The following is a 26,434-nucleotide window of genomic DNA, read 5'->3' on the forward strand; positions in this document are numbered from 1 at the left end:
AGGTCAGCGGCCTGAAGAACGGTGACAGCGCCGGCTCGATCCTGACCGGCGGGCTGAACCGCGACGCAGGCGAGAACGTGGGTGTGTATGGCATCAACCAGGGCGGCCTGGTGCTGACCAGTGGCAACTATGACCTAGCCTACCAGGGTAATGACCTGACCATCACCAAGGCGCTGCTCAACGTATTCGCCGATGCCAAGAGCAAGCAGGTCGGCACCGCCGACCCGGCGCTGACCTATCAGGTTTCCGGCCTGAAGAATGGCGATAGCGCCGGTCAGGTGCTCGCCGGCGGGCTCGGTCGGGTGGGCGGCGAAGCCGTAGGCCAGTACGACATCCTCCAGGGTGGGCTTGCCCTCACCAGCGGCAACTACCAGCTCAACTACCAGGGCAACCTGCTGAGCATCCTGCCGCTGCCGGTCACGCCGGGCGACCTGGGGCAACTGGCAGCGCTCTCCGACTTGCGCGAACTGCAGAAGGGGCGCGATCCGGATACCCCCGGGGATGCGGTCTACCGCACCACCACGCTGGAAAACCCGTTCCTCGAAAACCCGTTCCTGCGCGCCTACGCTCTGGGTATGGACGTCAGCGATCCGAACCTGCTGCCGGCTACCGCCGCGGGGCCGGCAGAGGACGCCAGCGCCAAGCGGGTGGGGCAGTTCACCGATCGTCCGCTCAGGGCAGAGGCCGAGAGTGGGGCGGGTTGCTCGAACCAGAGCTACCTGGCCGACTACTGGAGCTGCTTCAACAAGCCTCTGAATTTCTAACCCTTTTCGCAATGCGCACTATCGTCTCCGGGCGGTAGTGCGTCATCTGCCCGAGGTGAATGATGAAACCTTCGCAATGGACGCTTCGCTGGGTGACGCTCTGTGGCTGCGGGATGCTGGCAGCTTCCGCCGCCGCCGTGGAGTTGCCAGGGACTGTACAGCCATCCCAGCTCGATGAACGCTTCAAGCCCCGCAGCGAGCCGCAGGCCAAGCCCGAGGCGCCGCTGGTGGTGCCCAAGCAGGTCGCGCCGCAAGGCAGCGAACAGATCCGCTTCGAACTGCGCGAGATACGCATCGAAGGCAACACCCGCTATGACAAGGCGGTGCTCGAGTCCTATTACCAGCATATGCTCGGCAAGCAGGTGTCCCTGGCCGAACTGGTCGACCTGGCCAACCGCCTCACCGCCAAGTACCGCCAGGACGGCTATCTGTTGACCCAGGTAGTGGTGCCGGAGCAGAGCATCGAGGGCGGCAAGGTACGCCTGCAGGTGATCGAGGGTTACCTCGAACACGTGCAGATCAAGGGAACCGTCGATGGGCCGCGGGTGCGGGTGGAGGAACTGCTCGCGCCGCTGACCGAAAAACGTCCGCTGGATGCCGATACCCTGGAGCGCGGCCTGCTGCTGGTCGGCGACCTGCCGGGGGTCAACGTGCAGAGCGTGCTCAGCCCGGGGCAGGCGCTGGGCTCGTCGAACCTCGACGTGGCCTTGCAGCAGCAGCGATACGAAGGCTTCGTCAGCCTCGACAACCGCGGTTCGCACTACACCGACCCGACCACCCTGGCCTTCGGTGCCACCGAGTTCTCCCGCCTGGGCTTCTACGAGCAGATCGACGTGCTCGGCGCGATCTCGCCGTTCAGCGATGCCACCCGCTACATCCAGTTGCGCGGCACGTTGCCGCTGGGCGGCATGTTCGCCGGCGATACCCTGCAGATCATGGGTTCCTATTCGAAGGTCAACCCGGACATCCCGGACTCGGTATTCCCCTTCGACAGCGTCAGCAAGAGCACCGAAGGCAGCATTTCCTACAACCATCCCTTCATCCGCTCGCGCTCGCAGAACCTGAGCGGCGGCCTGGCGTTGCAGTGGAAGGATACCGAGACCCGCCTGCGCGACTTCGCCAGCGACGCCTCGAACCCCGGTCGTGACCATGTGCGGGTGTTCCAGCAACGCCTGACCTATGACTGGGTCGATCGCTGGATGGGCATCAACCTGGCGGAGGTGCGCAACAACATCGGCCTGGACATGTGGGGCGCGACCAAGAAGGACGATGAACGTCGTTCCCGCGAAGTGGCCGACGGACGTTTCGTCTATCTCAACGGCAACGTCGGGCGCCTGCAAGGGCTCGGCGGACCCTGGTCGGTGTATGGCGAGTTGCAATGGCAGTACAGCTTCGACCCGCTGCTGCCGAGCGAGCGCTTCGGCGTCGGCGGCAGCGGGATCGGTCGCGGCTTCGCCCCGGGCAACATCACCGGTGACCGTGGCTTCGCCCTGAAGCTCGAACCGCGCTATGGCCAGGCGGTGGGCTACAGCTGGCTGCGCAGCTACCAGGCCTACGCTTTCTACGACTGGGGCAAGACCTACAACCTCGACGTGGACGATGACGAGCAGCAGAAGCTCGGCTCGATCGGTGCCGGGGTGCGCTTCAACCTCACCGACCAGTTGTCGTTCAACCCGGAGATTGCCCGCCAGGTCATCGGCGAGCCAGCCGACCAGCGCGATGGGAAGCGCGAGACGCGGGTCCTGTTCAACGTGGTGGCGCGCTTCTGAACCCTGCCGGCCTCCGTTCCGGAGGCTGCTGACGGAGCCCCTCTCCGGTTCTGCGGAGAGGGAGGTCCGTGCTCAATTCCGAGTGTTTTTCTCAAACTTTCGATTTCTTCGATTCTTCATATCGATGCCGTCAATCCGTGTCGAGGTCGGTCGGAGAGGCGTATTCTTGCTGTAACTGCTGTGCTAGAGCGGTTATTCGCACTATTTCAAACGTCGATGAATACTATTGGCGCGCTTCGTTTTCCAATCGAGTTTCCCGAACAGAGAATGGCCCCACGTGACGAATACCTGGAGCCACTGCCATGAAACGCCCGCTGATCCTCGCCATCGCCCTTGCTACCCTGACCGCCAATGCCGCCTTCGCCGCACCGCGGGTCGAATCCATCGCCCTGCGCGGTGCCCAACAACTGATCGCCTCCGACGGTTCCGACCGTACCCTCGAGCGCCTGCGCAAGACCCAGGCGCCGCGCGTCCAGGAAGAACGCCGGGTCGCCGAAAGCGGCAGCGAGCAGACCATCGATCGCTTGCACCGCGACATGACCAGCCGCGAGGCGCGCCTGGCCGAGAACGGCAGCGAACAGACCGTCGACCGTCTGCACAAGGACATGGGGCGCGTCGATCTGCGCCTGGCCGACAACGGTAGCGAGCGCACCGTCGACCGCCTGCATCGGGAGATGCGGCGCCCCGCCTGACACCGCGGATCACGCCGCAAGGTGCGAGAAAAGCCCGGCTCGATGCCGGGCTTTCTTATTGCCGAGAAGGTGCGGTGTTCCATGGGGAGGACGGATAACGCCCCAGGCGTTATCGCCGATACGCCGCTGTCGGGGCAGCGACGCGCGACGGCATTGGCCTCAGTGCAGGCGGTCGCGTTGCGCCAGGCTAGGGAACAGCTTCATCCATGCTCCGGTGACCACCAGGGTGCCGATCCCGCCGAGGACCACTGCCGGTACCGTGCCGAACCAGTGTGCGGTGAGCCCGGACTCGAACTCGCCGAGCTGGTTCGAGGCGCCGATGAACAGGCCGTTCACCGCGCTGACCCGGCCGCGCATCTCGTCGGGGGTCTCGAGCTGCACGAAGGCGCCGCGGATGACCATGCTGACCATGTCCGCGGCGCCGAGTACCACCAGCACGCCGAGGGACAGCCAGAACGATTTCGACAGGCCGAAGGCGATGGTTGCCAGGCCGAAGATGCCCACGGAGAGGAACATGATCCGCCCGACGTTGCGTTCGATGCTGAAGTGCGCCAGCCAGAACGACATCGCCAGGGCGCCCACCGCTGGAGCCGAGCGCAGCAGGCCGAGGCCCCAGGGCCCGGTGAGCAGGATGTCCTTGGCGAACACCGGGAGCAGGGCGGTGGCGCCGCCGAGGAGCACGGCGAACAGGTCGAGGGAGATTGCGCCGAAGATGTCCGGTCGGCTGCGGATGAAACGGATGCCGGCGAGCAGCGAGTCGAGGGTGGCCTTGCCCTGGGTGAGCGGCTGGTTGCGTACCGGCAGGCTGAGCGTCAGGACGCAGGCGAGGACGTAGAGAGTCGCGGTCGGCACGTAGACCCAGGAGGCACCGAACGCATAGAGCAGGCCGCCGAGGGCTGGGGCGGCAATGGTCGCCGCCTGCATCGCCGAAGCCGAAGCGGCCACCGCGCGCGGGAACAGCCCGGCCGGTACCAGGTTCGGCAGCAGCGCCTGGGTGGTCGGCATTTCGAAGGCGCGGGCGGTACCGAGGGCGAAGGCGAGGACGAAGATCATGTTGCGGGTGATCTCTCCCGAAGCCGCGCCGAGCACCAGTGCCACCGCCACCAGGGCCTGGCCGGCCTGGCAGAGGGCGGCGATCCTGCGTCGGTCGTAGCGGTCGGCAACGTGCCCGGTGTGGAGCATGAACAGTACCCGCGGGAGGAATTCGACCAGGCCTACCAGGCCCAGGTCGAGGACATTGCCGGTCAGTTCGTAGATGTGCCAGCCGATGGCCACGGTGAGCATCTGGAAGCCGCTGGCGGTGCAGACGCGGGCCAGCCAGAAGGCGAGGAAGGGGCGATGGCGGAGCAGGGAACTGGGTTGGCTGGACATGCTGGGGTCGGGCGTTTCGAGAGGAGGGCGGAGAGTAACATGCGGTTACCTCTTGGCTGTTGCCATTGCCGAAATCGAAGATTCAGAGAAGCGCACGAAAAGGTTGGAGCCGACCTGGCGGACGACCAAAGTCGAGTGTCCATGGGGCCTTCCAGCGGTAGACGGGACTTTTCCTCGGGTGCGACTTGTCGCTAAAATTAACTCCTGAGTCAGGTTTTTCCGCCTGCGTGCTCCACTTCGTCCGTCCGGACGAGCTGTTCAAGCCTGAATAACGACATGGGTGGGAACCGTACCACCCAGAGGAACTTGCATGTCCAACCGTGATATATCCCGGCGCGCCTTTCTCCAGGGCGGGTTGATCGCCGGCGTGGGTGTCACCCTGGCGCCGCTCGGCAGCCAGGCGTTCGCTGCCTTGTTCGAGAACCAGGTGACCGTTTCCGCCCAGCGCTGGATGGCGGGCAACGGCCAGGTCCGTTTCCGTAACGACGCCTTGTCCAAGGTCTGCGGCAACAAGGTGTTCGCCCGCGATATCCGCGCCAGGGACATGCCCGGCTGGCCGCAGCAGCAAGGCCACGCCATGTTGCTGAAGACCGTTCGCGCCGACCGCATCTACGAAGGCCACGACCTTTCCTGGCTGGGCGCCGAATTGCAGCCGGACCGTATCGTCACCGCCGCCGACCTGGAGAAGGACGGCATCGTCTTCCCCGAGGCGCATTCGCCCGATCCGCTCCTGCCGCCGGGCAAGGTGCCGATGTTCATCGGCCATCCGGTAGCGATCCTGATCTGGAACGACTTCGAGCGCTTCCGCCGGGCCAAGCTCAAGCTCAAGTTCAACGACAAGGCGGTCCGCTATGGCGCCCAGGCCCCGCTGTACCAGGGCGATCCCTACGGCAGCTATCGCTTCGTCCGGGTCGGCGGCAAGACGCCCTACGAGGACGACGAGTTCTCCAGCCTGAAGGACTCGATGCTGTTCCCCACCATCCTCAACCGCAAACCGGTATGGACCCGCGAGCCGAAGCTGCACGGCGACCTCACCGAGCAGGGGCTGTTCCATGCCAAGCGCATGGCCGAGCAACTGGAAAACCCGCCGCAGGACTGGCTGGTCTTCGACGAGCGCTATAAGACCCCATCGATCGAGCCGGCGGCATTGGAGCCGGACAACGGCAACGGCTGGTACGACGCGGCCAGCAAGACCTTGCACTTCGTGGTCGCCACCCAGTGCCCGTTCGAAGTCGCCTACGAAAGCGTGCACATGATCAAGCCGTCGCGCTTCGCCCTGGAGAAGCTCAACATCCATCCGGGCTATACCGTCGGCTACGGCTCCAAGGACAACAACATCTTCGTCTTCTATGCCGCGCTCGCCGCGCTGTATGGCGAGGGTGTGCCGGTGCGCCTGGCCAATGACCGCTACGAGCAGTTCCAGAGCGGCATCAAGCGCCACCCGTTCGACATCCGCTACCAACTGGCGGTAGACAGGAACGACCTCGGCTTCCGCATCTTCCGCGCCGACATGAGCGCCGACGGCGGCGGTCGCGCCAACTACAGCGCCTCGGTGGCGGCGGTGGGCGCCACCGCCGCGCAGTCGACCTACTACATGCCGCAGAACGACCTGGCGGTCACCGCCTATCATTCGCGCGGCGTGGAGGCCGGCTCGATGCGCGGCTACGGTACCCTGCAGACCATGGCCGCGACCGAGATGATGGTCGACGAGATCGCTGGCCGGCTGGGCGTCGACGCCATCGACCTGCGTCGTCGCAACGCCCTGCGCTCGGGCATGAAGAACACCCAGGGCGCGGTCCCGGCCGGTGCCCTGCGCCTGCACGAGATCCTCGACAAGGCCGCTGCCCACGAGGTGTGGAAGGACCGCGACGCACGCAAGAAGCGCTTCGACGCGGAGGACCCGGACAACTGGTATGGGGTCGGCTTCGCCATTTGCCAGAAGGACTTCGGCACCGGTGCCGAGGCGCCGATGGCGAGCATCGAGTTCAGCGCCGACGGGCGCATCAGCCTGCGCCACATCGGCACCGAGATCGGTACCGGGATGTCCACCTCGCAGGCCTTCGTGGTCGGCGACTTCCTCGGCCGTCCGGCGGACGAGGTGAAGACCGCCGAGACCGAATGGCCCGAGCTGCGGCTCACCACCAAGGGCAATCCCTACCTGATGAGCCAGGCCGAGCAGGACGCCGCGCTACGCGATCCGCGCTGGGTCGGCAAGCTGGCCTCGCCGTCGTCGGCGACCAACTCGGCGTTCTATTTCAGCCACGCCACCCGCGAAGCCGCGCGCGTGCTGTTCAACCACGGCCTGTGGCCGGCGGCCCTGGCGCTGTGGCGCAGCGGTCCGTTCGGCGGCCAGGCCAATCCCTATGTGGTGCGCCGCGAAAACGCGGTATGGGTCGACGGCCAGTTGACCGGCAACGGCCTGGCGCCGATTCCCTTCGCCGAGCTGGCGAAGAAGGCCCACGAGATGGGCCTGGTCACCGGCGTCAGCGTCCACGGTTTCAACCGCTGGAGCTGGGCCGAAGCGGACTTCGTCATCGATGGCGTACGCGAACGCCTGCCGCTCGACGCCATGGCGGTGAAGTACGGCGACGGTGCGCCGGGAGTGAAGAAGGCGATGATGAACAGCGCCGGCTTCCACCTGCTCGACCGGCAGAATCCGGCTTATCCGGCGACCCAGCTGAACAACGCGATGGTCACCTACTACAGCCCGGTGGCGACCCTGGTCGAGCTGAAGGTGAACAAGGGCAGCGGCGAGGTGCAGGTGCTCGATCACCATTCCTGGATCGAGTGCGGCCGGGTGCTGGTGCCAGAGCTGGTCAAGGGCCAGCTGGAGGGCGGCATCGCCATGGGTATCGGCCATGCGCTGCTGGAGGAAATGCCGCTCTACGAGGGCGGCCCCGCGGAAGGGGACTGGAACTTCAACCGCTACCGGTTGCCGCGGGCGAAGGACGTGGCGGTGTGGAACCAGACGGCGGAGATCCTCCCGCCGCTGTCACCGACCGATCCGGCCAAGGGCATCGCCGAGGTGGTGATGATCCCGGTGGTCGGCGCCATCGCCAACGCCGTGGCGCACGCCACCGGCAAGCGCGTCCGCGACCTGCCCATCACTCCCGCCCGCATCAAGGAGGCCCTCCATGGCTAACCGCAAGCTCCAGATGACCCTCAACGGTCAAGCCGTCGGTCCGGTGGAGGTCGCCGAAGACCTGCCGATGATCGACTACCTGCACGAATACCAGAACCTCACCGGCTCGCGCCTGGGCTGTGGCCAGGGCATCTGCCATGCCTGCGTGGTGATCGTCGACAATCCGGACGGCACCAGCGAGGAAGTGCGCACCTGCATCACCGGCGCGCACTACTTCGACGGCAAGAAGGTTCGCACCATCGAGGGCCATGCCCAGCGCGACGAGAACGGCGACATCCGCGAGCTGAACCCGATCCAGCAGAAGTTCGTCGACCAGTTCGCCTTCCAGTGCAGCTATTGCGCGCCGGGCTTCGTCAACGCCGCCACCGTGCTGGTGGAAAAAGCCCAGCGCCAGCCGATCAAGCGCAGCGAGCTGGAGCAGGCGATCGAGGACAGCCTCGGCCATCACATCTGCCGTTGCACCGGCTACGTGCGCTACTACAGCGCCACCCGCGACGTGCTCGACGAACTCGGCCTGGTCAAGGAGGCTTGAGGATGAAGCGCACCCTTTCCGGCCTCGCCCTGGCGCTGGCCGCGCTGTCGCCGTTCCTGGCCTCCGCCGCCGGCGCCGACGCGGCGCTGGTCAAGCGCGGCGAATACCTCGCCCGCGCCGCCGACTGCATGGCCTGCCATACCGCCGAGGGCGGCGCGCCGTTCGCCGGCGGACTGCCGATCCAGTCGCCGTTCGGCACCATCTACGGCACCAACATCACCCCGGACAAGGAACACGGCATCGGCGCCTACAGCGCCGACGAGTTCTTCGCCGCCCTTACCGAGGGCAAGCGCAAGGACGGCGCCTACCTCTATCCGGCGATGCCCTACACCTCCTATCACCTGATCGAGCGCGAGGATGCCGACGCCATCTACGCCTACCTGATGGCCCAGGAACCGATCGCCCGGCCGGCGCCGCAGACCAGCCTGAGCTTCCCGTTCAACGTGCGCATGGGCCTGGCCGGCTGGAACCTGCTCTACGGCAAGAGCGTGCGCTTGCAGCCGGAGGAAGGGCGCAGCGAGGCCTGGAAACGCGGGCAGTACATGGTCGAGGTGCTCGGCCACTGCGGCGAGTGCCATACCCCGCGCAACCTGGCCGGCGCCCTGGAGCAGGACAAGCGCCTGAGCGGCGGCCTGCTCAACGGCTACCTGGCGCCCAGCCTGCTGCCCGGCGACCTTGCCGCGCGCGGTTGGACCCAGCCGGACCTGGCGAGCTTCCTCAAGCACGGCATGAGCGCCCAGGGCAGCATGTTCAACGAGATGTTCCCGGTGGTGCACCACAGCACCCAGCACCTCGACGACGGCGACCTGGCGGCCATGGCCACCTACCTGCTCGGCGACCAGCCGCCGCCGGCCAAGGTGGTCCAGGCGCTACCCGAGGCGCAGCTGAACGACAGCGGCAAGCGCGGTCGCCAGCAGTACCTCAACGTCTGCGCCGGCTGCCACGGCGGCGAAGGCGAGGGCAAGCCGCATATCGCGGTGGCGATGAACGGCAACACTACCCTGCGCCTGCAAGACCCGCGTAATCTGTTGCGAGTGATCGAAGACGGCATCGTCGAACAGCAGTTCACCGGCTTCGAACGCATGCAACCGATGCCCGGTTTCGCCGGGAAACTCGACGACGAGCAACTCACGGACCTGCTCAACTACCTGCGCCAGACCTGGGGCGGATTGCCCGGTGACCTCGGTCCCCAACAGGTCGCGCAATTGAAGACGGAGAGCGCTTCGGTGCATACCGTCAAGGTGAAGTGAATCGTGCAACACCTCGATCTACAGGTGGTCCGCCAGGCGCTGAAGTGGTCCGTGGGCGGCGAACGGGTGTGGTTCTGTACCGTGCTCACGACCTACGGCTCGGCGCCCCGTGCGCCGGGATCGCTGCTGGCGGTGAACGCCAACGGCCACTGGATCGGCTCGCTGTCCGGCGGCTGCGTCGAGGATGATTTCCTCGAACGGGTCGCCGCAGGCGGTTTCCCCGATCCCGCGGTGATCGTGCGCTACGGCGAGGGTGACGACCCGAACTCGAACGTGCGCCTGCCCTGCGGCGGCATCCTCGACGTACTGGTGGAAAACCTGGCGCCGGACTGCGACGTCCAGGCCCATCTGCGCGAGCTGGAGTCGGCGTTGCTTGGCCAGCGCCGCCTGCTCCGCGAGGTCGAGCTGGGCAGCGGCGCGCGCAGCCTGCGCGACGATTCCAGCCACGGCCCACGGGCGGAACGCGACGGCGAGCGCGTGCGCCTGCGCGTCGGTGCCGCCCAGCGCCTGTTGCTGGCCGGCTATTCCAGCGTCGCCCATGCCTGCGCCGAGTTCGGCAAGGGCCTGGGCTTCGAGGTGATCCTCTGCGACCCGCGCGAAGAAGCCTTGCGCGGCGTGCTGCTGGAGGGGATCGAGATCCGTCGCGAGCTGCCCTCGCTGTTCATCGCCGACGGCGGTTGCCACGCCGATACGGCGGTGGTGGCGTTGACCCACGATCCGAAGATCGACGACCTGGCGATGCTCGAGGCGGTGCGTACCGAAGCTTTCTATATCGGCGTGATGGGGTCGCGGGCGACCTCGGAGAAACGCTTCGAGCGCCTGCGGCGCATCGGCGGCCTGGGCGACGCCGAACTGGCGCGGATCCACGCGCCGATCGGCCTCAACCTGGGGAGCAAGACGCCGGCGGAAATCGCCCTGGCGGTGCTGGCGGACATTCTTCGCATCCGCAACGGCATTCCCCGCGAGCGGCTCTGATGGTCGCCGCCGACGAGGTGCTGTGCCTGGTCCTGGCGGCCGGGCAGGGGCGCCGCTTCGGCAGCGACAAGCGCCTGGCGCGGCTGGCTGATGGCACGACCCTGCTGGCGGCCAGCGTGGCGCGGGCGCGCGAGGCGTTCGCCGAGGTGCGGGTGGTGGTGCGTGCCGGAGAGACCCCGGCGAGCCTGGGCCTGCCGGCGCAACAGCGGCTTGTCCACAGCCTCGACGCCTCGTCGGGCATGGGCCACAGCCTGGCCGCCGGCGTCGCGGCGGCGAGGAACAGCCCGGCCCGGGCCATCGCCGTCCTGCTCGGCGACATGCCCTGGATCGCCGCCGATACCCTCGAGCGTCTGGCCGCGATGGCCACTCCCGAAGCCATCGTGTTTCCCCTGTACGACGGCCAGCGCGGTCATCCGGTGCTGTTCGGCCGCGCTTTCTGGGACGCGCTTGCACAACTGGACGGCGACCAGGGCGCGCGCCGCGTGCTGCTGGCCCATCGTCCGGCCTGGCGCGAGGTACCGTGCGACGATCCGGGCGTACTCCGCGACGTGGACACCCCGGCGGCGCTCGGCTGACTATTTTCCCGCTTTCAGGATCACGAACTTCGGATTCGCCGCGACCTGCTCGACCCCGCGGAACAGCCGCTTGAGCTTGGCGTGGTAGCCCAGGTGGCGGTTGCCGACGATCCACAGTTCGCCGCCCGCCGCCAGGGCATCGCGAGCCTGGAGAAACATGCGCCAGGCGAGGAAGTCGCCGACCACCTGCTGCTGGTGGAACGGTGGGTTGCACAGGACCAGGTCCAGCGAGCCCGCCGCCTGGCCGGCCAGGCCATCGTCGGCGCGGAACGTCGCCGGCCGCTCGCCCAGCGCTGCTCGCCAGTTTTCCCGTGCCGATTGCACGGCCATGTACGACTCATCCACCAGGGTCAGCTCGGCCTGCGGGTTGAGCAGCGCGTAGGCGATGCCGAGCACCCCGTTGCCGCAGCCCAGGTCGGCGGCGCGTAGCGCGCCGAGGCTGCGCGGCAGGTGCGGGAGGAAGGCGCGGGTGCCGATGTCGAGACCTTCTCGGCAGAATACGTTGGCGTGGTTGAGCAGCGTCAGCGGCGGCTGCTCCAGGCGATAGCGGGTCGGATAGGGCGAGCGCGGTTGCGGGCGCTCCGCTGCCTCGGCGATCAGCAGGCGGGCCTTCTTCACCGCCAGCGAAGCGTGCATCGGGCCGATGTAGCGTTCCAGCAGGTCGCCGGCGGCGCGTGGCAAGTGCTTGACCATCCCCGCGGCGACGACCTGCGCGCCCGGTGCCAGTTGGCCGTGCAGGCGGATCAGTTGCTCCTCCAGCAACGCGAGGGTCTTCGGCACCTTGACCAACACGTGATCGAAGGGCCCCACGGCGGTTTCGCTGGCCGGGACGAAGCGCACCGAGCCCAGGTCGAGGCCGTTGCGCGCGAGGTTCTTGCGCAGGGCAAGGAAGCCCAGGTGCGAATCGCCGCTGCTGGTGACCTGGACGTGCGGCGCCAGGCTCGCGGCGAGGGCGCCGAAGGCGTCGTTGAGGACCAGCACCCGGCATTGCGCCGTCACGCCCCGTTCGTGCAACTGGTTGAGCAGGTATTCGTCGGCGGCGTCGAACGCCTGGAGGGGCTCGCCGTCCTGCTCGGGCTGGCGGACCAGATCGAGCTGGGCGAAGGGGGTGGCGAATAGAGGCATCGGGTTCCCGGCGGGGCGAATCCCGCTCGTCAATTAACAATCTGTCGAAACTGAGAGCTGGTTGGAGTTCTCCAGCTTGTGCGGCACACGGATATGCCGAAAAATTCTTTACCCGGCTCTGATTAGTCGTTTCCTTACCGACGAGTCATCCAGCCGGGCACGCCAATAATAACCGGGCTAGGGCTTCGATAGCGCCTGTCATGACCCGGTAGCGCCTGGACGGGCGCCTTCGCCACTTCGAGCGGCGACCGTCTCCCAACCCGTTTTCCGAACGAGACCCGTGCGAGCCGTCGCGGGGCTCGTCGTTGCCATCGCACAGGTACATCGATGTTCAAGCCGTTTGTCGGTGTGGCGCTCGCCGCACTGTTCGCCGTTTCCGCCGTCGCCCATGCCGAGGACGCCGGCCCGATCGTGATCAAGTTCTCCCATGTGGTCTCCGACGACACGCCCAAGGGCAAGGGGGCGCTGTTGTTCAAGAAGCTTGCCGAGGAGCGTCTGCCGGGCAAGGTCAAGGTCGAGGTCTACCCCAACTCGACGCTGTTCGGCGACGCCGACGAGATCGAGGCCCTGCGCGCCAACAAGGTGCAGATGCTGGCCACCTCGCTGTCCAAGTTCGAGCCCTATACCAAGCAACTCCAGGTGTTCGACCTGCCGTTCCTGTTCGATGACCTGGAGGCCCTGAAGCGTTTCCAGAAGCGCGACAAGAGCCGCGAACTGCTGCGCTCCATGGCCAAGCACGGTATCTATGGCCTGGCCTACTGGAACAACGGCATGAAGCAGCTTTCCGCCACTCGCGAGCTGCACCGGCCGGACGATGCCAAGGGCCTGGTCTTCCGTATCCAGCCGTCGTCGGTGCTGGAAGCGCAGTTCGCCATGCTCGGCGCCACCGCCAAGCAGTTGTCCTACGCCGAGACCCTCAAGGCCATGCAGGCCGGCAGCGTGCAGGGCACCGAGAACACCTGGTCGAACCTCGCCGGACAGAAGATCGACAGCGTGCAGCCGTACATCACCGAGACCAATCACGGCGCGCTCAGCTACATGCTGATCACCAGCTCGGCATTCTGGACCAGCATCCCCTACCAGACCCGCACTGAACTGGAGAGCATCGTCGACGAGGTCACCCTGGTGGTGAACAAGGAAGCCGAAGCGCTGAACCAGAAGGAGCGCGAGCACCTGCTGGCCGCCGGCAAGAGCCGCCTGGTCAGCCTCAGCGCGGAAGAGCACGAGGCCTGGCGCAACGCCATGAAGCCGCTGTGGAAGAACTACGAGGCGCAGATCGGCAGCGACGTGCTGCGCGCGGCCCAGGTGGTCAACCGCAAGCGCTGATCGGCCGCTGGCTATCCCCGTCAGCGGGGATAGCCACAAGCCTTGCGGGTGTTTCTGCCGGGTGCTTTGCGGGACACTAGGGGAGTATCGGTATCCGGAGCGGACCATGACCGCCAGCGAAGAGAAATTCACCCGCCAGACGCTGCTCGACGTGCAGCCTCTGACTCCCAACCTGTTCACCCTGCGTACCAGCCGCGACGCGGGATTCCGGTTCCGCGCCGGGCAATTCGCCCGGCTCGGCGTGTACAAGCCCAGCGGCAGTATCGTCTGGCGCGCCTACTCGATGGTTTCGGCGCCTCATGACGAATTCCTCGACTTCTTTTCCATCGTCGTCCCGGACGGCGAGTTCACCAGCGAACTCAGCCGCCTGCGCGAGGGCGACCAGTTGCTGGTCGATCGCCAGGCCTTCGGCTTCCTCACCCTCGACCGCTTCGTGGATGGTCGTGACCTTTGGCTGCTGGCCACCGGTACCGGTGTGGCGCCGTTCGTCTCGATCCTGCAGGACTTCGAGGTCTGGGAGCGCTTCGAAAGCATCAAGCTGGTCTACAGCGTGCGCGAGAGCAAGGAGCTGGCCTACCGCGAGCTGATCGCCGGCCTCGCCGAGCGCGAATACCTGGCCGAGCATGCCCACAAGCTGCAGTTCATCCCGGTGGTGACCCGCGAGCAGGTACCCGGTTGCCTGAACGGACGTATCACCACGCTGATCGAGAACGGCGATCTGGAGCGTGCCGCCGACCTGGAACTGACCCCGGAGCATTCGCGGGTGATGCTCTGCGGCAACCCGCAGATGATCGAGGACACCCGCGCCGTGCTGAAGGCTCGCGGCATGAACCTCAGTCTGACCCGGCGCCCGGGGCAGGTGGCGGTGGAGAACTACTGGTAGGTGCGTGCCCGCGCAGTAGCGGCGGATAGCGCCGCCGCCCGGCCTGTTGTCCGGCAATGAAAAAGGGCCCGTTCGGGCCCTTTTTCATTGTTCCGCCGACGCGATCATGACTTGTTCTGCTGGGCTTTCAGCAGGTCGCGGATCTCGGTCAGCAGGGTTTCCTCGGCACTCGGCACTGGCGGTTCGGACGGCGCGACGGCTTCTTCGCGCTTGAGGCGGTTGATCGCCTTGACCCCCATGAAGATGGCGAAGGCCACGATGACGAAGTCGAGTATGGTCTGAATGAACTTGCCATAGGCCAGCACCACCGCCGGCACGTCGCCTTCGGCGGCCTTCAATGTTATCGCCAGGTCGGAGAAGTCGACTCCGCCGATCAGCAGTCCGATCGGCGGCATGATCACATCGCCCACGAAGGACGAGACGATCTTGCCGAAGGCCGCGCCGATGATGATACCGACAGCCATATCCACGACATTGCCCTTGACGGCAAAGGCTTTGAATTCACTCAGAAGACCCATGGGTTCACTCCCTGTATTTCGCTAATAGGTAAAGGCAGTCTAATGCAGCCTTCGGCAAGTTGCTCAGGCTGGAAGATTGGTGTTTTGGTTCCCCCCGGCAACGCGAAAATTCGCAAGGCATACGTTTGCGTCGGGTCTTGTGGGGAGAAACGAAGTTTAGAGGAAAAACATTACACTCATGTCGATTTTCAGGAATTCGCCAAGAAAGAAGACAAAGCAACTTCGGCAACTTTGAACTGCGCCATGCAGATGCCGGAAGTTGAAGTTGGAGTGGCGAGGTTCTCCGACCTAACTTCGCAAGCAAATAACGAAGGTGAACTCGTTTACCGGCGAGCGGACTGGGAGTACCTGGTGCACCAGCGCGGGCGTTCTTCGGCTGGCGGTCTTTTTTATTTCTTTTTGCGATTTATGGGCGCATTGATATTCCTAATCGGCGCGGTGAGGTTTTTCAATTTAGCGTCGCCGGCGGCGCTCCTTACCTTGGTCGGGCGCAACAAGACGCCTGACAAGCCATTAGGAGCTCTTCCATGAACCCTTCCCTGAACGCCTTCCGTCCCGGCCGCCTGCTGGTGGCGGCAAGCCTGACCGCCAGCCTCCTGTCGCTGTCCGTACAGGCCGCGACCCTGACCCGTGACAACGGTGCGCCAGTGGGCGACAACCAGAACTCGCAGACCGCCGGGCCCAACGGTTCGGTGCTGCTGCAGGACGTGCAACTGCTGCAGAAGTTGCAACGTTTCGACCGCGAGCGCATTCCCGAACGCGTGGTGCATGCCCGCGGCACCGGCGCCCATGGCGAGTTCGTCGCCAGCGCCGATATCAGCGACCTGAGCATGGCCAAGGTCTTCCGCAAGGGCGAGAAGACCCCGGTATTCGTGCGCTTCTCCGCTGTGGTGCACGGCAACCACTCCCCGGAAACCCTGCGCGATCCGCGCGGTTTCGCCACCAAGTTCTATACCGCAGACGGCAATTGGGACCTGGTGGGCAACAACTTCCCGACCTTCTTCATCCGCGATGCGATCAAGTTCCCGGACATGGTCCATGCCTTCAAGCCGGACCCGCGCAGCAACCTCGACGACGACTCGCGACGCTTCGATTTCTTCTCCCACGTGCCGGAGGCGACCCGCACCCTGACCCTGCTGTATTCCAACGAGGGCACCCCGGCCAGCTACCGGGAAATGGACGGCAACAGCGTGCATGCCTACAAGCTGGTCAACGCCAGGGGCGAAGTGCACTACGTGAAGTTCCACTGGAAGAGCCTGCAGGGCCAGAAGAACCTCGATCCGAAGCAGGTGGCGGAAGTCCAGGGTCGCGACTACAGCCACATGACCAATGACCTGGTGAGCGCGATCCGGAAGGGCGACTTCCCGAAATGGGACCTGTACATCCAGGTGCTCAAGCCCGAGGACCTGGCGAAATTCGACTTCGATCCGCTGGACGCGACCAAGATCTGGCCGGGCATTCCCGAGCGCAAGATCGGCCAGATGGTGCTGAACCGCAACGTCGACAACTTCTTCCAGGAAACCGAACAGGTCGCCATGGCGCCGTCGAACCTGGTGCCGGGCATCGAGCCCTCCGAGGATCGCCTGCTCCAGGGACGGCTGTTCGCCTACGCCGACACCCAGATGTACCGGGTCGGCGCCAACGGCCTGGGCCTGCCGGTCAACCGCCCGCGCAGCGAGGTCAATACCGTCAACCAGGACGGCGCGCTGAACGCCGGACACAGTACCAGCGGGGTGAACTACCAGCCGAGCCGGCTCGATCCGCGCGAGGAGCAGGCCAGCGCCCGCTACGTGCGGACCCCGCTGAGCGGCACCACCCAGCAGGCGAAGATCCAGCGCGAGCAGAACTTCAAGCAGACCGGCGAGCTGTTCCGCTCCTACGGCAAGAAGGACCAGGCCGACCTGATCGCCAGTCTCGGCGGGGCGTTGGCGATCACCGACGACGAGAGCAAGTACATCATGCTTTCCTACTTCTACAAGGCTGACAGCGACTACGGTACGGGCCTGGCCAAGGTGGCTGGAGCCGATCTGCAGCGCGTCCGGCAACTGGCGGCGAAGCTCCAGGATTGATCGCAACCGGGGCGGCCATCCAGGCCGCCCTTCCTCTATCGGTTTGGCGGGAGATGACGACGATGCGAGGTTGGATTCTGGCAGGCTTGCTGCTCGCGGCGCTGGCCGCGCAGGCTGGCGAGGTGCATGGGGTCGAGGTCGAAGCGCGGTTGCGCGACTACTTCTTCGATGCCGCCCGACGCGGTGACCAGGCCATGCTGAAGGAATTCGTCGAGGCCGGCTTCGACCTCGATGTGCAGGATGCCAAGGGCTATACCGCGCTGATCCTGGCCGCCTACCACGGCCATGGCGGAGCGGTGGAACAATTGCTGGAGGCCGGTGCCGACCCCTGCGTCCAGGATGCGCGCGGCAACACCGCCCTGATGGGCGCCATCTTCAAGGGCGAGGTCCGCATCGCCCGGCGCCTGATCGGCGCGCAATGCAGCCCCGACCAGCGCAACGGCGCAGGGCAGACCGCGGCCATGTACGCGGCGCTGTTCAAGCGCGAGGAGCTGCTCCAGGCGCTGTCGGCGCGCGGTGCCGACCTTGGCGCCCGCGATGCGCTGGGCAACAGCGTGGAAAGCCTGCGACGCGGCGAACTGAACGGCACTGCGGCGGCGAAGTGATCGGGGGCAATGTTCGGAGGAGGCCTGCTGGGCTAGTCTGGAGGTGTCGTATACAACGTCAGAGGAGGTCCGTCATGCCGCTCGAGCAACATCCGCTTTCCCGGGAGTTTCCGGATTTTCATGCCGAACTGAAGCAACTTCATGGCAACGACGCCCACTTCACTCGCCTGGCGACGGACTATGAGAGCCTCGACAAGCGCATCTACGAGGTCGAGGGCGGTCGCGAACCCCTCGACGACCTGGCGCTGCAGGGGTTGAAGCAGCAACGGGTGCAACTCAAGGACGAAATCGCCGAGAGGCTGAGGAAGGCCAACGGAAAAGGCCATTGATTCATTGACGACAACGGTATGAAAAAGGGCGCCTCCGGCGCCCTTTTTCATGTGGGCATGCTCAGAAGGCGCCGCCGAAACGGAAACTCTGTCCGACCGCGACGAAACACAGGCCCACCAGGGTGATCGCGGCGATGTGCCAGCCCAGCTTCGGCAGGCTCTCGGCGTCCAGGTTCGGGATCAGGCGCAGGCGCGCATGCACGCCCAGGGCGGCGGTCGCCGCCAGGAGCAGCAGCTTGAGCTGCAGGGCACGGGCCACCGGCGTGGCGCCGAACCAGTGGTGGAACGGCAGCCACAGGCTGGCCAGCCACAGGCCGCTGACCACCTGCAGCAGCAGGGCGGGGATGCCGATCCGCTCGTAGACCTGCTCGAAGGCGCGGATCGCCTGGGGATCGCGGCGGCGCAGGGCGCCGGGGAGGATGCCGAGGGCCAGGACCAGGTGGCCGCCGACCCAGATCGCGGCACCCAGCAGGTGCAGGAACAGCAGTGTGCGCATGGAAGTCTCCTTGTCCGGCCATCAGTGTCGCGCGAAGCGCGGTCGATCGAGGCTGATCGGAATCAAGCCAGCGGCTATCATCTGCGCTTTGCCCGCGAGAGGAGTTCCCATGGCCAAGGCCAAGCGCATGTACGGCTGCACCGAGTGTGGCGCGACCTTCCCGAAATGGGCCGGCCAGTGTGCGGATTGCGGGGCCTGGAACACCCTGGTGGAGACCGTCGTCGAGGCCGCGCCGAGCGGCTCCGGGCGCGGCGGCTGGGCCGGCCAGCAGGCCAACCTGAAGACCCTGGCGGAGGTCAGCGTCGAGGAGATGCCGCGCTTCACGACCGGTTCCACCGAACTGGACCGGGTTCTCGGCGGCGGCCTGGTGGACGGTTCGGTGGTGCTGATCGGCGGCGATCCCGGCATCGGCAAGTCGACCATTCTCCTGCAGACCCTTTGCAACCTGGCCAGCCGCGTCCCGGCGCTGTACGTCACCGGCGAGGAATCCCAGCAGCAGGTGGCGATGCGCGCGCGGCGCCTGTCGTTGCCGGAAGACAAGCTCAAGGTGATGACCGAGACCAGCATCGAGACCATCATCGCCACCGCGCGCCAGGAGCAGCCGCGGGTGATGGTGATCGACTCGATCCAGACCATCTTCACCGAGCAGTTGCAATCGGCGCCGGGCGGCGTCGCCCAGGTCCGCGAGAGCGCCGCGATGCTGGTGCGCTATGCCAAGCAGAGCGGCACGGCGATCTTCCTGGTCGGCCACGTGACCAAGGAAGGCGCCCTGGCCGGCCCGCGGGTGCTCGAACACATGGTCGACACCGTACTGTATTTCGAAGGCGAGTCAGACGGCCGCCTGCGCCTGCTGCGGGCAGTGAAGAACCGCTTCGGCGCGGTCAACGAACTGGGAGTGTTCGGCATGACCGACAAAGGCCTGAAGGAAGTGAGCAACCCTTCGGCGATCTTCCTCACGCGGGCCCAGGAAGCGGTGCCCGGCAGCGTGGTGATGGCCACCTGGGAAGGCTCGCGGCCGATGCTGGTGGAGGTCCAGGCGCTGGTCGACACCAGTCACCTGGCGAATCCGCGGCGGGTGACCCTGGGCCTCGACCAGAACCGCCTGGCGATGCTGCTGGCGGTGCTGCACCGGCACGGCGGTATCCCGACCTACGACCAGGACGTGTTCCTCAACGTGGTGGGTGGGGTCAAGGTGCTGGAAACCGCCTCCGACCTGGCGTTGATGGCGGCGGTGATGTCCAGCTTGCGCAACCGCCCGCTGCCGCACGACCTGCTGGTGTTCGGCGAGGTCGGGCTGTCCGGCGAGGTGCGTCCGGTGCCGAGCGGCCAGGAGCGCCTGAAGGAAGCCGGCAAGCATGGTTTCAAGCGTGCCATCGTACCCCTCGGCAACGCGCCGAAGGAGGCGCCGGCGGGATTGCAGGTGATCGCCGTGACGCGCCTCGAGCAGGCCCTGGACGCCCTCTTCGAGTGACCCGCCTCAGTCGTCGTGGGCGCTGACCAGCAGGGCCAGCTCGCGCTCGAGGAGTTCCTCGTCGCCCAGGTTCAGTTCCACCAGGCGGCGCAGGTGGCTGATGGAGTCGAGGTCGATGTGCTGGCATTCGAAGCCGAGCAGGCCGTCGCGAGCCCAGGCCAGGCTGATCTCCATGCGGATCAGTACATCCAGGCCCAGGTACAGGCGGGCCTCGAAGGGCCGTTGCGGGTCGCCGTTCCAGTCCTGCGGCTGGCCGACCAGGATGCCGTGCAGGGAGACGTCGTGGAGCAAGACCTCCCAGCGCCGTTCGCCCTGGAGGATCTCGCTGTCGGCGTCGAAGGCGATCCGGTGGAAACGTCGACGTTCGTCGTGCTGGTCACTCATGTCGCGATCCCTCGGTGCGCGCTGCTGGATACCACTATAGCCAAGCCATGCCGGCGGGGAAGTGGCGGAATTCGATCGGCGGTGCCGTCCGTCCCCGCCTGTGCGGCTGGATCGGCGGCATGTGTCCGAGTTTGACAGTTCGTCAAGTCTCGCCAAAGCTGCTAAAGCGTTTTTCTCCAAAATACAACTGCGGAGCGCAGACATGGACAAGCGACTTTTGAGCAAGGGGTTGGTTCTGGGGCTGCTGAGCCTGGGCAGCATGACGGCACACGCCGACGCGGCAGGCGGTAATGGCTGTGGTTGGGGCAACATGGTGTTCGAGGGCCAGCGCGGCCTGTTCCCGCACCTGCTGGCCACCACCACCAACGGTACCTCGGGCAACGCCACCTTCGGCATGACCTCCGGGACCAACGGTTGCAACACCAATGCACGCCTGGGCTACGGCGGCCGCTCGATCTTCGCCATGAACGGGATGCTCGACAACATCGCCGAGGACATGGCCAAGGGCCAGGGCGAAGCGCTCGACGCCTATGCCGTGCTGCTCGGCGTGGAAGCCAAGGACCGGGCGCACTTCGCCCAGGTCACCCAGCAGCATTTCGGCGAGATCTTCGCGAGCAAGGATGCGACGGGCGAGCAGGTCCTGAGCAACACCCTGGCGGTGATGAGTCGCGACGGCACCCTGGCGCGCTACGCCAAGCAACCGGCCTGAGATTTCAGGCCCAGGAAAGAGCCCGCTACGGCGGGCTTTTTCGTGTGCGCGGCCTGCCCGCCGGAGGTTGCCGCCTCCGTTGCCACGGCAGACGAGCGGCTTGGGCATACGGCGTTTTCCCAGGGCGCTTCCTACGGAGAGGGCAAGGCCGCGCCGAAGTGTTTTCGCCTGGCCGGCCCTTGTCGGCCATGGACTTTTCCGGCGGATTCCTGCGACATTGCGCCTACCGCCATCGTGCGGTAACCGCTCTAGACTAAGGTCGTATGACCCCTGGTCGGTTCGCGGCTAGAATTTTCGCTGCAGAACTGCGCCCTCCATCTGTCGGAAGCCAAACACTATGAACAATAACAATAGCCTGCTACGTCACCTCGCCTGGCTGGTGGTGGCGATCGTGGGCGCCGCGGCCCTGGGCGTCGTCGCCCTGCGTCGTGGCGAAGCGATCAACGCCTTGTGGATCGTGGTGGCGGCGGTGGCCATCTACCTGGTCGCCTACCGTTACTACAGCCTGTTCATCGCCAGCAAGGTGATGCAACTGGACCCCAACCGCGCCACTCCCGCGGTACTCAACAACGATGGCCTGGACTACGTCCCGACCAACAAGCACATCCTCTTCGGCCACCACTTCGCCGCCATCGCCGGCGCCGGTCCGCTGGTCGGTCCGGTCCTTGCCGCGCAGATGGGCTACCTGCCCGGCACCCTCTGGCTGATCGCCGGCGTAGTCCTCGCCGGCGCGGTGCAGGACTTCATGGTCCTGTTCATCTCCAGCCGCCGCAACGGCCGCTCGCTGGGCGAGCTGGTGCGCGAGGAAATGGGCCAGGTGGCCGGGACCATCGCGCTGTTCGGCGCCTTCCTGATCATGATCATCATCCTCGCGGTGCTCGCGCTGATCGTGGTGAAGGCTCTGGCCGACAGCCCCTGGGGCATGTTCACCGTCCTCGCGACCATTCCCATCGCGCTGTTCATGGGCGTCTACATGCGCTTCATCCGCCCCGGCCGGATCGGCGAGATCTCGATCATCGGGGTGTTCCTCCTGCTCGGTTCGATCTGGCTCGGCGGGCAGGTCGCGGCCAGTCCGGAATGGGCGCCGCATTTCACCTTCAGTGGAATCCAGATCACCTGGATGCTGATCGGCTACGGCGCCGTCGCCTCGGTACTGCCGGTGTGGCTGCTGCTGGCGCCGCGCGACTACCTGTCGACCTTCCTCAAGATCGGCACCATCATCGGCCTGGCGATCGGCATCCTGATCGTCATGCCGGATCTGAAGATGCCGGCCCTGACCCAGTTCACCGACGGCACCGGCCCGGTCTGGAAAGGCAGCCTGTTCCCGTTCCTGTTCATCACCATCGCCTGCGGCGCGGTGTCCGGCTTCCACGCGCTGATCTCCTCGGGGACCACGCCGAAGCTGCTCAACCGCGAGCCCGACGCCCGCTACATCGGCTACGGCGGCATGCTGATGGAGTCCTTCGTGGCGATCATGGCGATGGTCGCCGCCTCGGTGATCGAGCCGGGCATCTACTTCGCCATGAACAGCCCGCCGGCGGTGGTCGGCGCCGACGTCAACGCGGTGGCCGCGACCGTCAGCAGCTGGGGCTTCGCCATCACGCCGGAGCAACTCACCCAGACCGCCCAGGACATCGGCGAGACCACCATCCTGGCCCGTGCCGGCGGCGCGCCGACCCTGGCGGTGGGGATCGCGCACATCCTCCACCAGGTGCTGCCGGGCGAGAACACCATGGCCTTCTGGTACCACTTCGCGATCCTCTTCGAGGCCTTGTTCATCCTCACCGCGGTGGACGCCGGCACCCGTGCCGGGCGCTTCATGCTGCAGGACCTGCTGGGCAACTTCGTGCCGGCGCTGAAGAAGACCGAGTCGTGGACCGCCAACATCATCGGCACCGGCGGCTGCGTGGCGCTGTGGGGCTGGCTGCTGTACCAGGGCGTGGTCGACCCGCTGGGTGGGATCAATACCCTGTGGCCGCTGTTCGGCATTTCCAACCAGATGCTCGCCGGCATCGCGCTGATGCTCGCCACCGTGGTCCTGATCAAGATGAAGCGCCAGCAGTATGTCTGGGTCACCATCCTGCCGGCGGCCTGGCTGCTGATCTGCACCACCACCGCGGGCCTGATCAAGATCTTCGACAGCAACCCGGCGGTCGGCTTCGTCGCCCTTGGCGAGAAGTACGCCACCGCGCTGGATGCTGGCCAGGTGCTGGCGCCGGCCAAGGATATCGGCCAGATGCAGCACGTGGTGCTGAACGCCTACATCAACGCCGGTCTGACCGTGCTGTTCCTGCTGGTGGTGTTCAGCGTACTGTTCTACGCCATCAAGGTCGGCATCGCGGCCTGGGGCAAGAGCGAGCGGACCGACAAGGAAACCCCGTTCGAGCCCATTCCCGACGCCTGACCGGCCGCGCTCCCCGGTTCGCCGGGGAGCCTTAACGAGGAACTCGCCATGTTCAACGACCTCAGCCGCATGGGCAAATACCTGGGCCAGGCCGCCCGGATGCTGGTCGGCATGCCCGACTACGACACCTATGTCGAGCACATGCGCAACAAGCACCCGGACAAGCCGGTGATGACCTACGAGGAGTTCTTCCGCGAGCGCCAGGAGGCGCGCTACGGTGGCGGCAAGGGTCGGCCGATCCGCTGCTGCTGAATCCCCATCCTTCCGCGGGCCACGTCTGACGTGGCCCGCGTCTTTTCTGGAAGTTGCGCATGTCCGAAGTAGCCAACGACAACCACGCCCCGATCCCCGTCACCGTGCTCACCGGCTTCCTCGGCGCCGGCAAGACCACCCTGCTCAAGTACCTGCTGCAGGCCGAGCACGGCATGAAGATCGCGGTGATCGAGAACGAGTACAGCGAGACACCGATCGACGGCCAGTTGCTCGGCGTCGAGCCGGTGCAGGTGATGACGTTGTCCAACGGCTGCGTCTGCTGCTCGATCAACACCGACCTGGAAAAGGCCCTGTTCCTCCTGCTGGAGCGCCGCGACAACGGCGAAATCGACTTCGACCGCCTGGTGATCGAGTGCACCGGCCTGGCCGATCCGGCGCCGGTGGCGCAGACCTTCTTCGCCGACGAGGAACTCTGCCAGCGCTACGTGCTGGACGGCATCATCACCCTGGTGGACGCCGCCAACGCCGAGCGTCACCTGCAGGAAACCATCGCCCAGGCCCAGGTCGGCTTTGCCGACCGCATCCTGGTGAGCAAGACCGACCTGGTCGACGCCGCCACCTTCGAGGCCCTGGGCCAGCGCCTGCAACGGATCAACCGGAGGGCGCTGGTGCATGTGGTCGAGCACGGTCGCATCGACCTGGCGCACCTGCTCGACGTACGTGGCTTCAACCTCAACGCCGACCTCGGTCCTGGCATCGGCCTGCGCCCGCTGCGAGCGGTGGCAGCCAAGGACAGCAGCGATCGCATCGGCACCCTGGTACTGCGCAGCGACACGCCGCTCGATCTCGAAAGGCTGAGCGAGTTCATGGATGACCTGTTGCAGTGGCATGGCAATTCCCTGCTGCGCTACAAGGGCGTGCTGAACATCGCCGACGAGCCGCGTCGCCTGGTGTTCCAGGGCGTGCTGCGACTCTACGGCTTCGACTGGGATAGCGAGTGGCGGGACGACGAGGCGCGCGAGAGTGTGATCGTGTTCATCGGCGACAACCTGCCGGAGGACAGTATCCGCGAGGGCTTCGAGCGCATCGTCGAAGGCCGCTGAGGCGAGGAGCGTGGAAATGGACAGGGACGCATTGATCGGCGCCTGGCGGGAGTGCATCCGTGGCGCGGACAAATCCTGGGTGCTGTTCGCCCAGGGCACTTGCGTGATCCTCACGCAGCCGGAGCCGGACCTCGCGGCCCAGGCGCGGGCATTGCTGGCCGAGTGGGGAGCGGTACAGGTCGGCACGCCGGCGGGCGACTTCGGCGTGATCACCCTGGACAACGGCCGCGGCTGGGTGGTGACCGGGCATCACCCGGACATCCTTACCTTCGTCCCTCGCGAGGAACTGGAGGAGGACGCCGGCGAGCTGCTCGTCGGCATGCACGGCCGCTCCCGGCGGGGCGAGGATGCCGAGGCCTTGGCGGTGATCCATGTCGAGGACCGGCGATAACGCTACCCGGCGCCTCCTTCCTCGGAGGAAATGAAAAAGCCCGGCATTTGCCGGGCTCTTTCGTCTTGCCTTGTCGCTTAGTTGCCGTAGACCGGGAACTTGGCGCAGATCGCCTTGACCTTCTCGCGTACGCCGTTGACCACGGACTCGTCGCCCATGTTCTCGAGGATGTCGCAGATCCAGCCGGCCAGCTCGCGGCACTCGGCTTCCTTGAAGCCGCGGGTGGTCACGGCCGGGGTACCGATGCGCAGGCCGGAGGTGACGAACGGCGAGCGCGGGTCGTTCGGGACCGAGTTCTTGTTCACGGTGATGAACGCGCGGCCGAGGGCGGCGTCGGCGTCTTTGCCGGTGATGTCCTGCTTGATCAGGGAGAGCAGGAACAGGTGGTTCTGGGTGCCGCCGGAAACCACGTCGAAACCGCGGTCGAGGAAGACCTGGGCCATGGTCTGGGCGTTCTTCAGGACCTGCTGCTGGTAGGTCTTGAACTCCGGCTGCAGGGCTTCCTTGAAGCACACCGCCTTGGCCGCGATCACGTGCTCCAGCGGACCGCCCTGGGCGCCGGGGAATACCGCGGAGTTGAGCTTCTTCTCGATCTCCTCGTTGGCGCGCGCCAGGATCAGGCCACCGCGCGGACCGCGCAGGGTCTTGTGGGTGGTGGTGGTGACCACGTCGGCGAACGGCACCGGGTTCGGGTAGACGCCAGCGGCGACCAGGCCGGCGACGTGGGCCATGTCGACGAACAGGTAGGCGCCGACCTTGTCGGCGATGGCGCGGAAGCGGGCGAAATCGAGGACCTGGGAATAGGCGGAGAAGCCGGCGACGATCATCTTCGGCTTATGCTCCACGGCCAGGCGCTCGACTTCGTCGTAGTCGATCAGGCCATTGGCGTCGATGCCGTACTGCACGGCGTTGTACAGCTTGCCGGAGGAGGAGACGCTGGCGCCGTGGGTCAGGTGGCCGCCGTGGGCCAGGCTCATGCCGAGGATGGTGTCGCCGGCCGACAGCAGGGCCAGGTAGACCGCGGCGTTGGCCTGGGAGCCGGCGTGCGGCTGGACGTTGGCGTAATCGGCGCCGAACAGTTGCTTGGCGCGGTCGATGGCCAGTTGCTCGACGATATCGACGTACTCGCAGCCGCCGTAGTAGCGCTTGTGCGGATAACCTTCGGCGTACTTGTTGGTCAGCACCGAACCCTGGGCTTCCATCACCGCCGGGCTGGTGTAGTTCTCGGAGGCGATCAGCTCGATGTGCTCTTCCTGGCGCTGGGCTTCCTGCTCCATCGCGGCAAAGAGTTCGGCATCGTAGCGGGCGAGGGTCAAATCACGGCTGAACATGGCGGTC

The 26,434-nt window shown here is 66.0% G+C and carries 26 protein-coding genes; 20 read left to right on the plus strand and 6 right to left on the minus strand.

Going from position 1 to position 26,434, the window contains the following annotated elements; genetic code table 11:
• The 3 genes from HMPREF2581_RS29845 to HMPREF2581_RS29855 form a co-directional block, all read left to right on the plus strand.
• The coding region (locus tag HMPREF2581_RS29845; RefSeq protein ID WP_033941169.1) for an MBG domain-containing protein at positions 1-764 on the plus strand (764 nt) is incomplete at its 5' end.
• Positions 765-826: 62 nt separating this feature from the next.
• Positions 827-2,533 (plus strand): two-partner secretion system transporter CdrB, encoded by a 1,707-nt coding sequence (gene cdrB / locus HMPREF2581_RS29850; protein ID WP_003141590.1) that lies wholly within the window; start codon positions 827-829, stop codon positions 2,531-2,533.
• Positions 2,534-2,835: 302 nt separating this feature from the next.
• Positions 2,836-3,225 carry a hypothetical protein gene (locus tag HMPREF2581_RS29855; RefSeq protein ID WP_003106768.1) on the plus strand — a complete coding sequence of 130 codons (390 nt, stop codon included), beginning with the start codon at positions 2,836-2,838 and terminating at the stop codon, positions 3,223-3,225.
• Between the two features lie 159 nt (positions 3,226-3,384).
• On the opposite strand, the gene HMPREF2581_RS29860 is transcribed toward HMPREF2581_RS29855, so the two are convergent.
• Complete coding sequence (locus HMPREF2581_RS29860) at positions 3,385-4,596, minus strand: MFS transporter (RefSeq protein ID WP_003094912.1); 1,212 nt, start codon at positions 4,594-4,596, stop codon at positions 3,385-3,387.
• Positions 4,597-4,906: 310 nt separating this feature from the next.
• Between HMPREF2581_RS29860 and HMPREF2581_RS29865 the strand changes: the two genes are divergently transcribed.
• Genes HMPREF2581_RS29865 through HMPREF2581_RS29885 form a run of 5 tightly spaced genes read left to right on the plus strand, consistent with a single transcriptional unit; the run spans position 4,907 to position 11,070 of the window.
• Complete coding sequence (locus tag HMPREF2581_RS29865; protein WP_003141589.1) at positions 4,907-7,738, plus strand: xanthine dehydrogenase family protein molybdopterin-binding subunit; 2,832 nt, start codon at positions 4,907-4,909, stop codon at positions 7,736-7,738.
• Positions 7,731-8,270, plus strand: coding sequence for a (2Fe-2S)-binding protein (locus tag HMPREF2581_RS29870; protein ID WP_003094903.1), 540 nt, complete (start codon positions 7,731-7,733; stop codon positions 8,268-8,270). Before HMPREF2581_RS29865 ends, HMPREF2581_RS29870 begins: the two co-directional genes overlap by 8 nt.
• 2 nt (positions 8,271-8,272) lie before the next feature.
• Positions 8,273-9,520: a cytochrome c gene (locus HMPREF2581_RS29875; protein WP_003141588.1), complete on the plus strand. Its 1,248-nt coding sequence runs from the start codon at positions 8,273-8,275 to the stop codon at positions 9,518-9,520.
• Between the two features lie 3 nt (positions 9,521-9,523).
• Entirely contained in the window at positions 9,524-10,495 is a 972-nt protein-coding gene (locus HMPREF2581_RS29880; protein WP_003094899.1) for an XdhC family protein, read from the plus strand.
• Complete coding sequence (locus HMPREF2581_RS29885; protein ID WP_009316244.1) at positions 10,495-11,070, plus strand: nucleotidyltransferase family protein; 576 nt, start codon at positions 10,495-10,497, stop codon at positions 11,068-11,070. Before HMPREF2581_RS29880 ends, HMPREF2581_RS29885 begins: the two co-directional genes overlap by 1 nt.
• Here the strand turns inward: HMPREF2581_RS29885 and HMPREF2581_RS29890 are convergent, their stop codons facing one another.
• Positions 11,071-12,195: a methyltransferase gene (locus HMPREF2581_RS29890; RefSeq protein ID WP_003121341.1), complete on the minus strand. Its 1,125-nt coding sequence runs from the start codon at positions 12,193-12,195 to the stop codon at positions 11,071-11,073.
• A gap of 327 nt (positions 12,196-12,522) precedes the next feature.
• On the opposite strand from HMPREF2581_RS29890, the gene HMPREF2581_RS29895 reads away from it, so the two are divergent.
• Positions 12,523-13,521, plus strand: coding sequence for a DctP family TRAP transporter solute-binding subunit (locus HMPREF2581_RS29895; protein WP_003094894.1), 999 nt, complete (start codon positions 12,523-12,525; stop codon positions 13,519-13,521).
• 106 nt (positions 13,522-13,627) lie between these two features.
• Positions 13,628-14,404, plus strand: a complete 777-nt coding sequence (locus tag HMPREF2581_RS29900) for a ferredoxin--NADP reductase (RefSeq protein ID WP_003110878.1) — start codon at positions 13,628-13,630, stop codon at positions 14,402-14,404.
• Positions 14,405-14,508: 104 nt separating this feature from the next.
• Here the strand turns inward: HMPREF2581_RS29900 and mscL are convergent, their stop codons facing one another.
• The gene (gene mscL, locus HMPREF2581_RS29905; protein WP_003094890.1) at positions 14,509-14,922 is read right to left on the minus strand and encodes a large-conductance mechanosensitive channel protein MscL; all 414 of its coding nucleotides are present in this window, start codon (positions 14,920-14,922) and stop codon (positions 14,509-14,511) included.
• Between the two features lie 42 nt (positions 14,923-14,964).
• Between mscL and HMPREF2581_RS33380 the strand changes: the two genes are divergently transcribed.
• The 4 genes from HMPREF2581_RS33380 to HMPREF2581_RS29925 all read left to right on the plus strand — a co-directional run bounded on the left by HMPREF2581_RS33380 (position 14,965) and on the right by HMPREF2581_RS29925 (position 17,925).
• Positions 14,965-15,453, plus strand: a complete 489-nt coding sequence (locus HMPREF2581_RS33380) for a hypothetical protein (protein ID WP_170868775.1) — start codon at positions 14,965-14,967, stop codon at positions 15,451-15,453.
• Positions 15,450-16,991 carry a catalase KatB gene (gene katB / locus HMPREF2581_RS29915; RefSeq protein ID WP_003094881.1) on the plus strand — a complete coding sequence of 514 codons (1,542 nt, stop codon included), beginning with the start codon at positions 15,450-15,452 and terminating at the stop codon, positions 16,989-16,991. The genes HMPREF2581_RS33380 and katB overlap by 4 nt, the downstream gene beginning before the upstream one ends.
• 53 nt (positions 16,992-17,044) lie before the next feature.
• Positions 17,045-17,596, plus strand: a complete 552-nt coding sequence (locus HMPREF2581_RS29920; RefSeq protein WP_003141587.1) for an ankyrin repeat domain-containing protein — start codon at positions 17,045-17,047, stop codon at positions 17,594-17,596.
• Between the two features lie 74 nt (positions 17,597-17,670).
• Positions 17,671-17,925 (plus strand): HP1242/YdcH family protein, encoded by a 255-nt coding sequence (locus tag HMPREF2581_RS29925; protein ID WP_003094873.1) that lies wholly within the window; start codon positions 17,671-17,673, stop codon positions 17,923-17,925.
• Between the two features lie 61 nt (positions 17,926-17,986).
• On the opposite strand, the gene HMPREF2581_RS29930 is transcribed toward HMPREF2581_RS29925, so the two are convergent.
• A complete protein-coding gene (locus HMPREF2581_RS29930) occupies positions 17,987-18,421 on the minus strand; it encodes a CopD family protein (RefSeq protein ID WP_003141586.1) in 435 nt (144 codons plus the stop codon).
• Positions 18,422-18,530: 109 nt separating this feature from the next.
• Here HMPREF2581_RS29930 and radA point away from each other — a divergent pair, with 109 nt between their 5' ends.
• Positions 18,531-19,892, plus strand: a complete 1,362-nt coding sequence (gene radA / locus HMPREF2581_RS29935) for a DNA repair protein RadA (protein ID WP_003094867.1) — start codon at positions 18,531-18,533, stop codon at positions 19,890-19,892.
• 6 nt (positions 19,893-19,898) lie between these two features.
• Here the strand turns inward: radA and mapZ are convergent, their stop codons facing one another.
• Positions 19,899-20,276, minus strand: a complete 378-nt coding sequence (gene mapZ, locus HMPREF2581_RS29940) for a cyclic di-GMP-binding protein MapZ (RefSeq protein WP_003094864.1) — start codon at positions 20,274-20,276, stop codon at positions 19,899-19,901.
• Between the two features lie 202 nt (positions 20,277-20,478).
• Between mapZ and HMPREF2581_RS29945 the strand changes: the two genes are divergently transcribed.
• The 5 genes from HMPREF2581_RS29945 (at position 20,479) to HMPREF2581_RS29965 (ending at position 25,096) form a co-directional block, all read left to right on the plus strand.
• Positions 20,479-20,985: a DUF3015 domain-containing protein gene (locus HMPREF2581_RS29945; RefSeq protein WP_003094862.1), complete on the plus strand. Its 507-nt coding sequence runs from the start codon at positions 20,479-20,481 to the stop codon at positions 20,983-20,985.
• A 337-nt stretch (positions 20,986-21,322) separates the two neighbouring features.
• Positions 21,323-23,389, plus strand: coding sequence for a carbon starvation CstA family protein (locus tag HMPREF2581_RS29950; RefSeq protein ID WP_003141584.1), 2,067 nt, complete (start codon positions 21,323-21,325; stop codon positions 23,387-23,389).
• A gap of 48 nt (positions 23,390-23,437) precedes the next feature.
• Positions 23,438-23,641, plus strand: a complete 204-nt coding sequence (locus HMPREF2581_RS29955; RefSeq protein ID WP_003094856.1) for a YbdD/YjiX family protein — start codon at positions 23,438-23,440, stop codon at positions 23,639-23,641.
• 59 nt (positions 23,642-23,700) lie between these two features.
• Positions 23,701-24,705 carry a GTPase gene (gene yjiA, locus HMPREF2581_RS29960; protein ID WP_003141582.1) on the plus strand — a complete coding sequence of 335 codons (1,005 nt, stop codon included), beginning with the start codon at positions 23,701-23,703 and terminating at the stop codon, positions 24,703-24,705.
• Between the two features lie 10 nt (positions 24,706-24,715).
• Positions 24,716-25,096, plus strand: a complete 381-nt coding sequence (locus HMPREF2581_RS29965; RefSeq protein WP_003141580.1) for a hypothetical protein — start codon at positions 24,716-24,718, stop codon at positions 25,094-25,096.
• 77 nt (positions 25,097-25,173) lie between these two features.
• Here the strand turns inward: HMPREF2581_RS29965 and glyA are convergent, their stop codons facing one another.
• A complete protein-coding gene (gene glyA, locus HMPREF2581_RS29970; RefSeq protein WP_003141578.1) occupies positions 25,174-26,427 on the minus strand; it encodes a serine hydroxymethyltransferase in 1,254 nt (417 codons plus the stop codon).
• Positions 26,428-26,434 lie beyond the last annotated feature (7 nt).

It is taken from the genome of Pseudomonas sp. HMSC057H01 (assembly GCF_001836405.1).
GTDB lineage: Bacteria > Pseudomonadota > Gammaproteobacteria > Pseudomonadales > Pseudomonadaceae > Pseudomonas > Pseudomonas aeruginosa.

Coding starts and splice junctions, on each gene's coding strand:
- cdrB (WP_003141590.1), top strand. CDS start 827: ATGAAACCTTCGCAATGGACGCTTCGCTGGGTGACGCTCTGTGGCTGC.
- HMPREF2581_RS29855 (WP_003106768.1), top strand. CDS start 2,836: ATGAAACGCCCGCTGATCCTCGCCATCGCCCTTGCTACCCTGACCGCC.
- HMPREF2581_RS29860 (WP_003094912.1), bottom strand. CDS start 4,596: ATGTCCAGCCAACCCAGTTCCCTGCTCCGCCATCGCCCCTTCCTCGCC.
- HMPREF2581_RS29865 (WP_003141589.1), top strand. CDS start 4,907: ATGTCCAACCGTGATATATCCCGGCGCGCCTTTCTCCAGGGCGGGTTG.
- HMPREF2581_RS29870 (WP_003094903.1), top strand. CDS start 7,731: ATGGCTAACCGCAAGCTCCAGATGACCCTCAACGGTCAAGCCGTCGGT.
- HMPREF2581_RS29875 (WP_003141588.1), top strand. CDS start 8,273: ATGAAGCGCACCCTTTCCGGCCTCGCCCTGGCGCTGGCCGCGCTGTCG.
- HMPREF2581_RS29885 (WP_009316244.1), top strand. CDS start 10,495: ATGGTCGCCGCCGACGAGGTGCTGTGCCTGGTCCTGGCGGCCGGGCAG.
- HMPREF2581_RS29890 (WP_003121341.1), bottom strand. CDS start 12,195: ATGCCTCTATTCGCCACCCCCTTCGCCCAGCTCGATCTGGTCCGCCAG.
- HMPREF2581_RS29895 (WP_003094894.1), top strand. CDS start 12,523: ATGTTCAAGCCGTTTGTCGGTGTGGCGCTCGCCGCACTGTTCGCCGTT.
- HMPREF2581_RS29900 (WP_003110878.1), top strand. CDS start 13,628: ATGACCGCCAGCGAAGAGAAATTCACCCGCCAGACGCTGCTCGACGTG.
- mscL (WP_003094890.1), bottom strand. CDS start 14,922: ATGGGTCTTCTGAGTGAATTCAAAGCCTTTGCCGTCAAGGGCAATGTC.
- HMPREF2581_RS33380 (WP_170868775.1), top strand. CDS start 14,965: ATGCAGCCTTCGGCAAGTTGCTCAGGCTGGAAGATTGGTGTTTTGGTT.
- katB (WP_003094881.1), top strand. CDS start 15,450: ATGAACCCTTCCCTGAACGCCTTCCGTCCCGGCCGCCTGCTGGTGGCG.
- HMPREF2581_RS29920 (WP_003141587.1), top strand. CDS start 17,045: ATGACGACGATGCGAGGTTGGATTCTGGCAGGCTTGCTGCTCGCGGCG.
- HMPREF2581_RS29925 (WP_003094873.1), top strand. CDS start 17,671: ATGCCGCTCGAGCAACATCCGCTTTCCCGGGAGTTTCCGGATTTTCAT.
- HMPREF2581_RS29930 (WP_003141586.1), bottom strand. CDS start 18,421: ATGCGCACACTGCTGTTCCTGCACCTGCTGGGTGCCGCGATCTGGGTC.
- radA (WP_003094867.1), top strand. CDS start 18,531: ATGGCCAAGGCCAAGCGCATGTACGGCTGCACCGAGTGTGGCGCGACC.
- mapZ (WP_003094864.1), bottom strand. CDS start 20,276: ATGAGTGACCAGCACGACGAACGTCGACGTTTCCACCGGATCGCCTTC.
- HMPREF2581_RS29945 (WP_003094862.1), top strand. CDS start 20,479: ATGGACAAGCGACTTTTGAGCAAGGGGTTGGTTCTGGGGCTGCTGAGC.
- HMPREF2581_RS29950 (WP_003141584.1), top strand. CDS start 21,323: ATGAACAATAACAATAGCCTGCTACGTCACCTCGCCTGGCTGGTGGTG.
- HMPREF2581_RS29955 (WP_003094856.1), top strand. CDS start 23,438: ATGTTCAACGACCTCAGCCGCATGGGCAAATACCTGGGCCAGGCCGCC.
- yjiA (WP_003141582.1), top strand. CDS start 23,701: ATGTCCGAAGTAGCCAACGACAACCACGCCCCGATCCCCGTCACCGTG.
- glyA (WP_003141578.1), bottom strand. CDS start 26,427: ATGTTCAGCCGTGATTTGACCCTCGCCCGCTACGATGCCGAACTCTTT.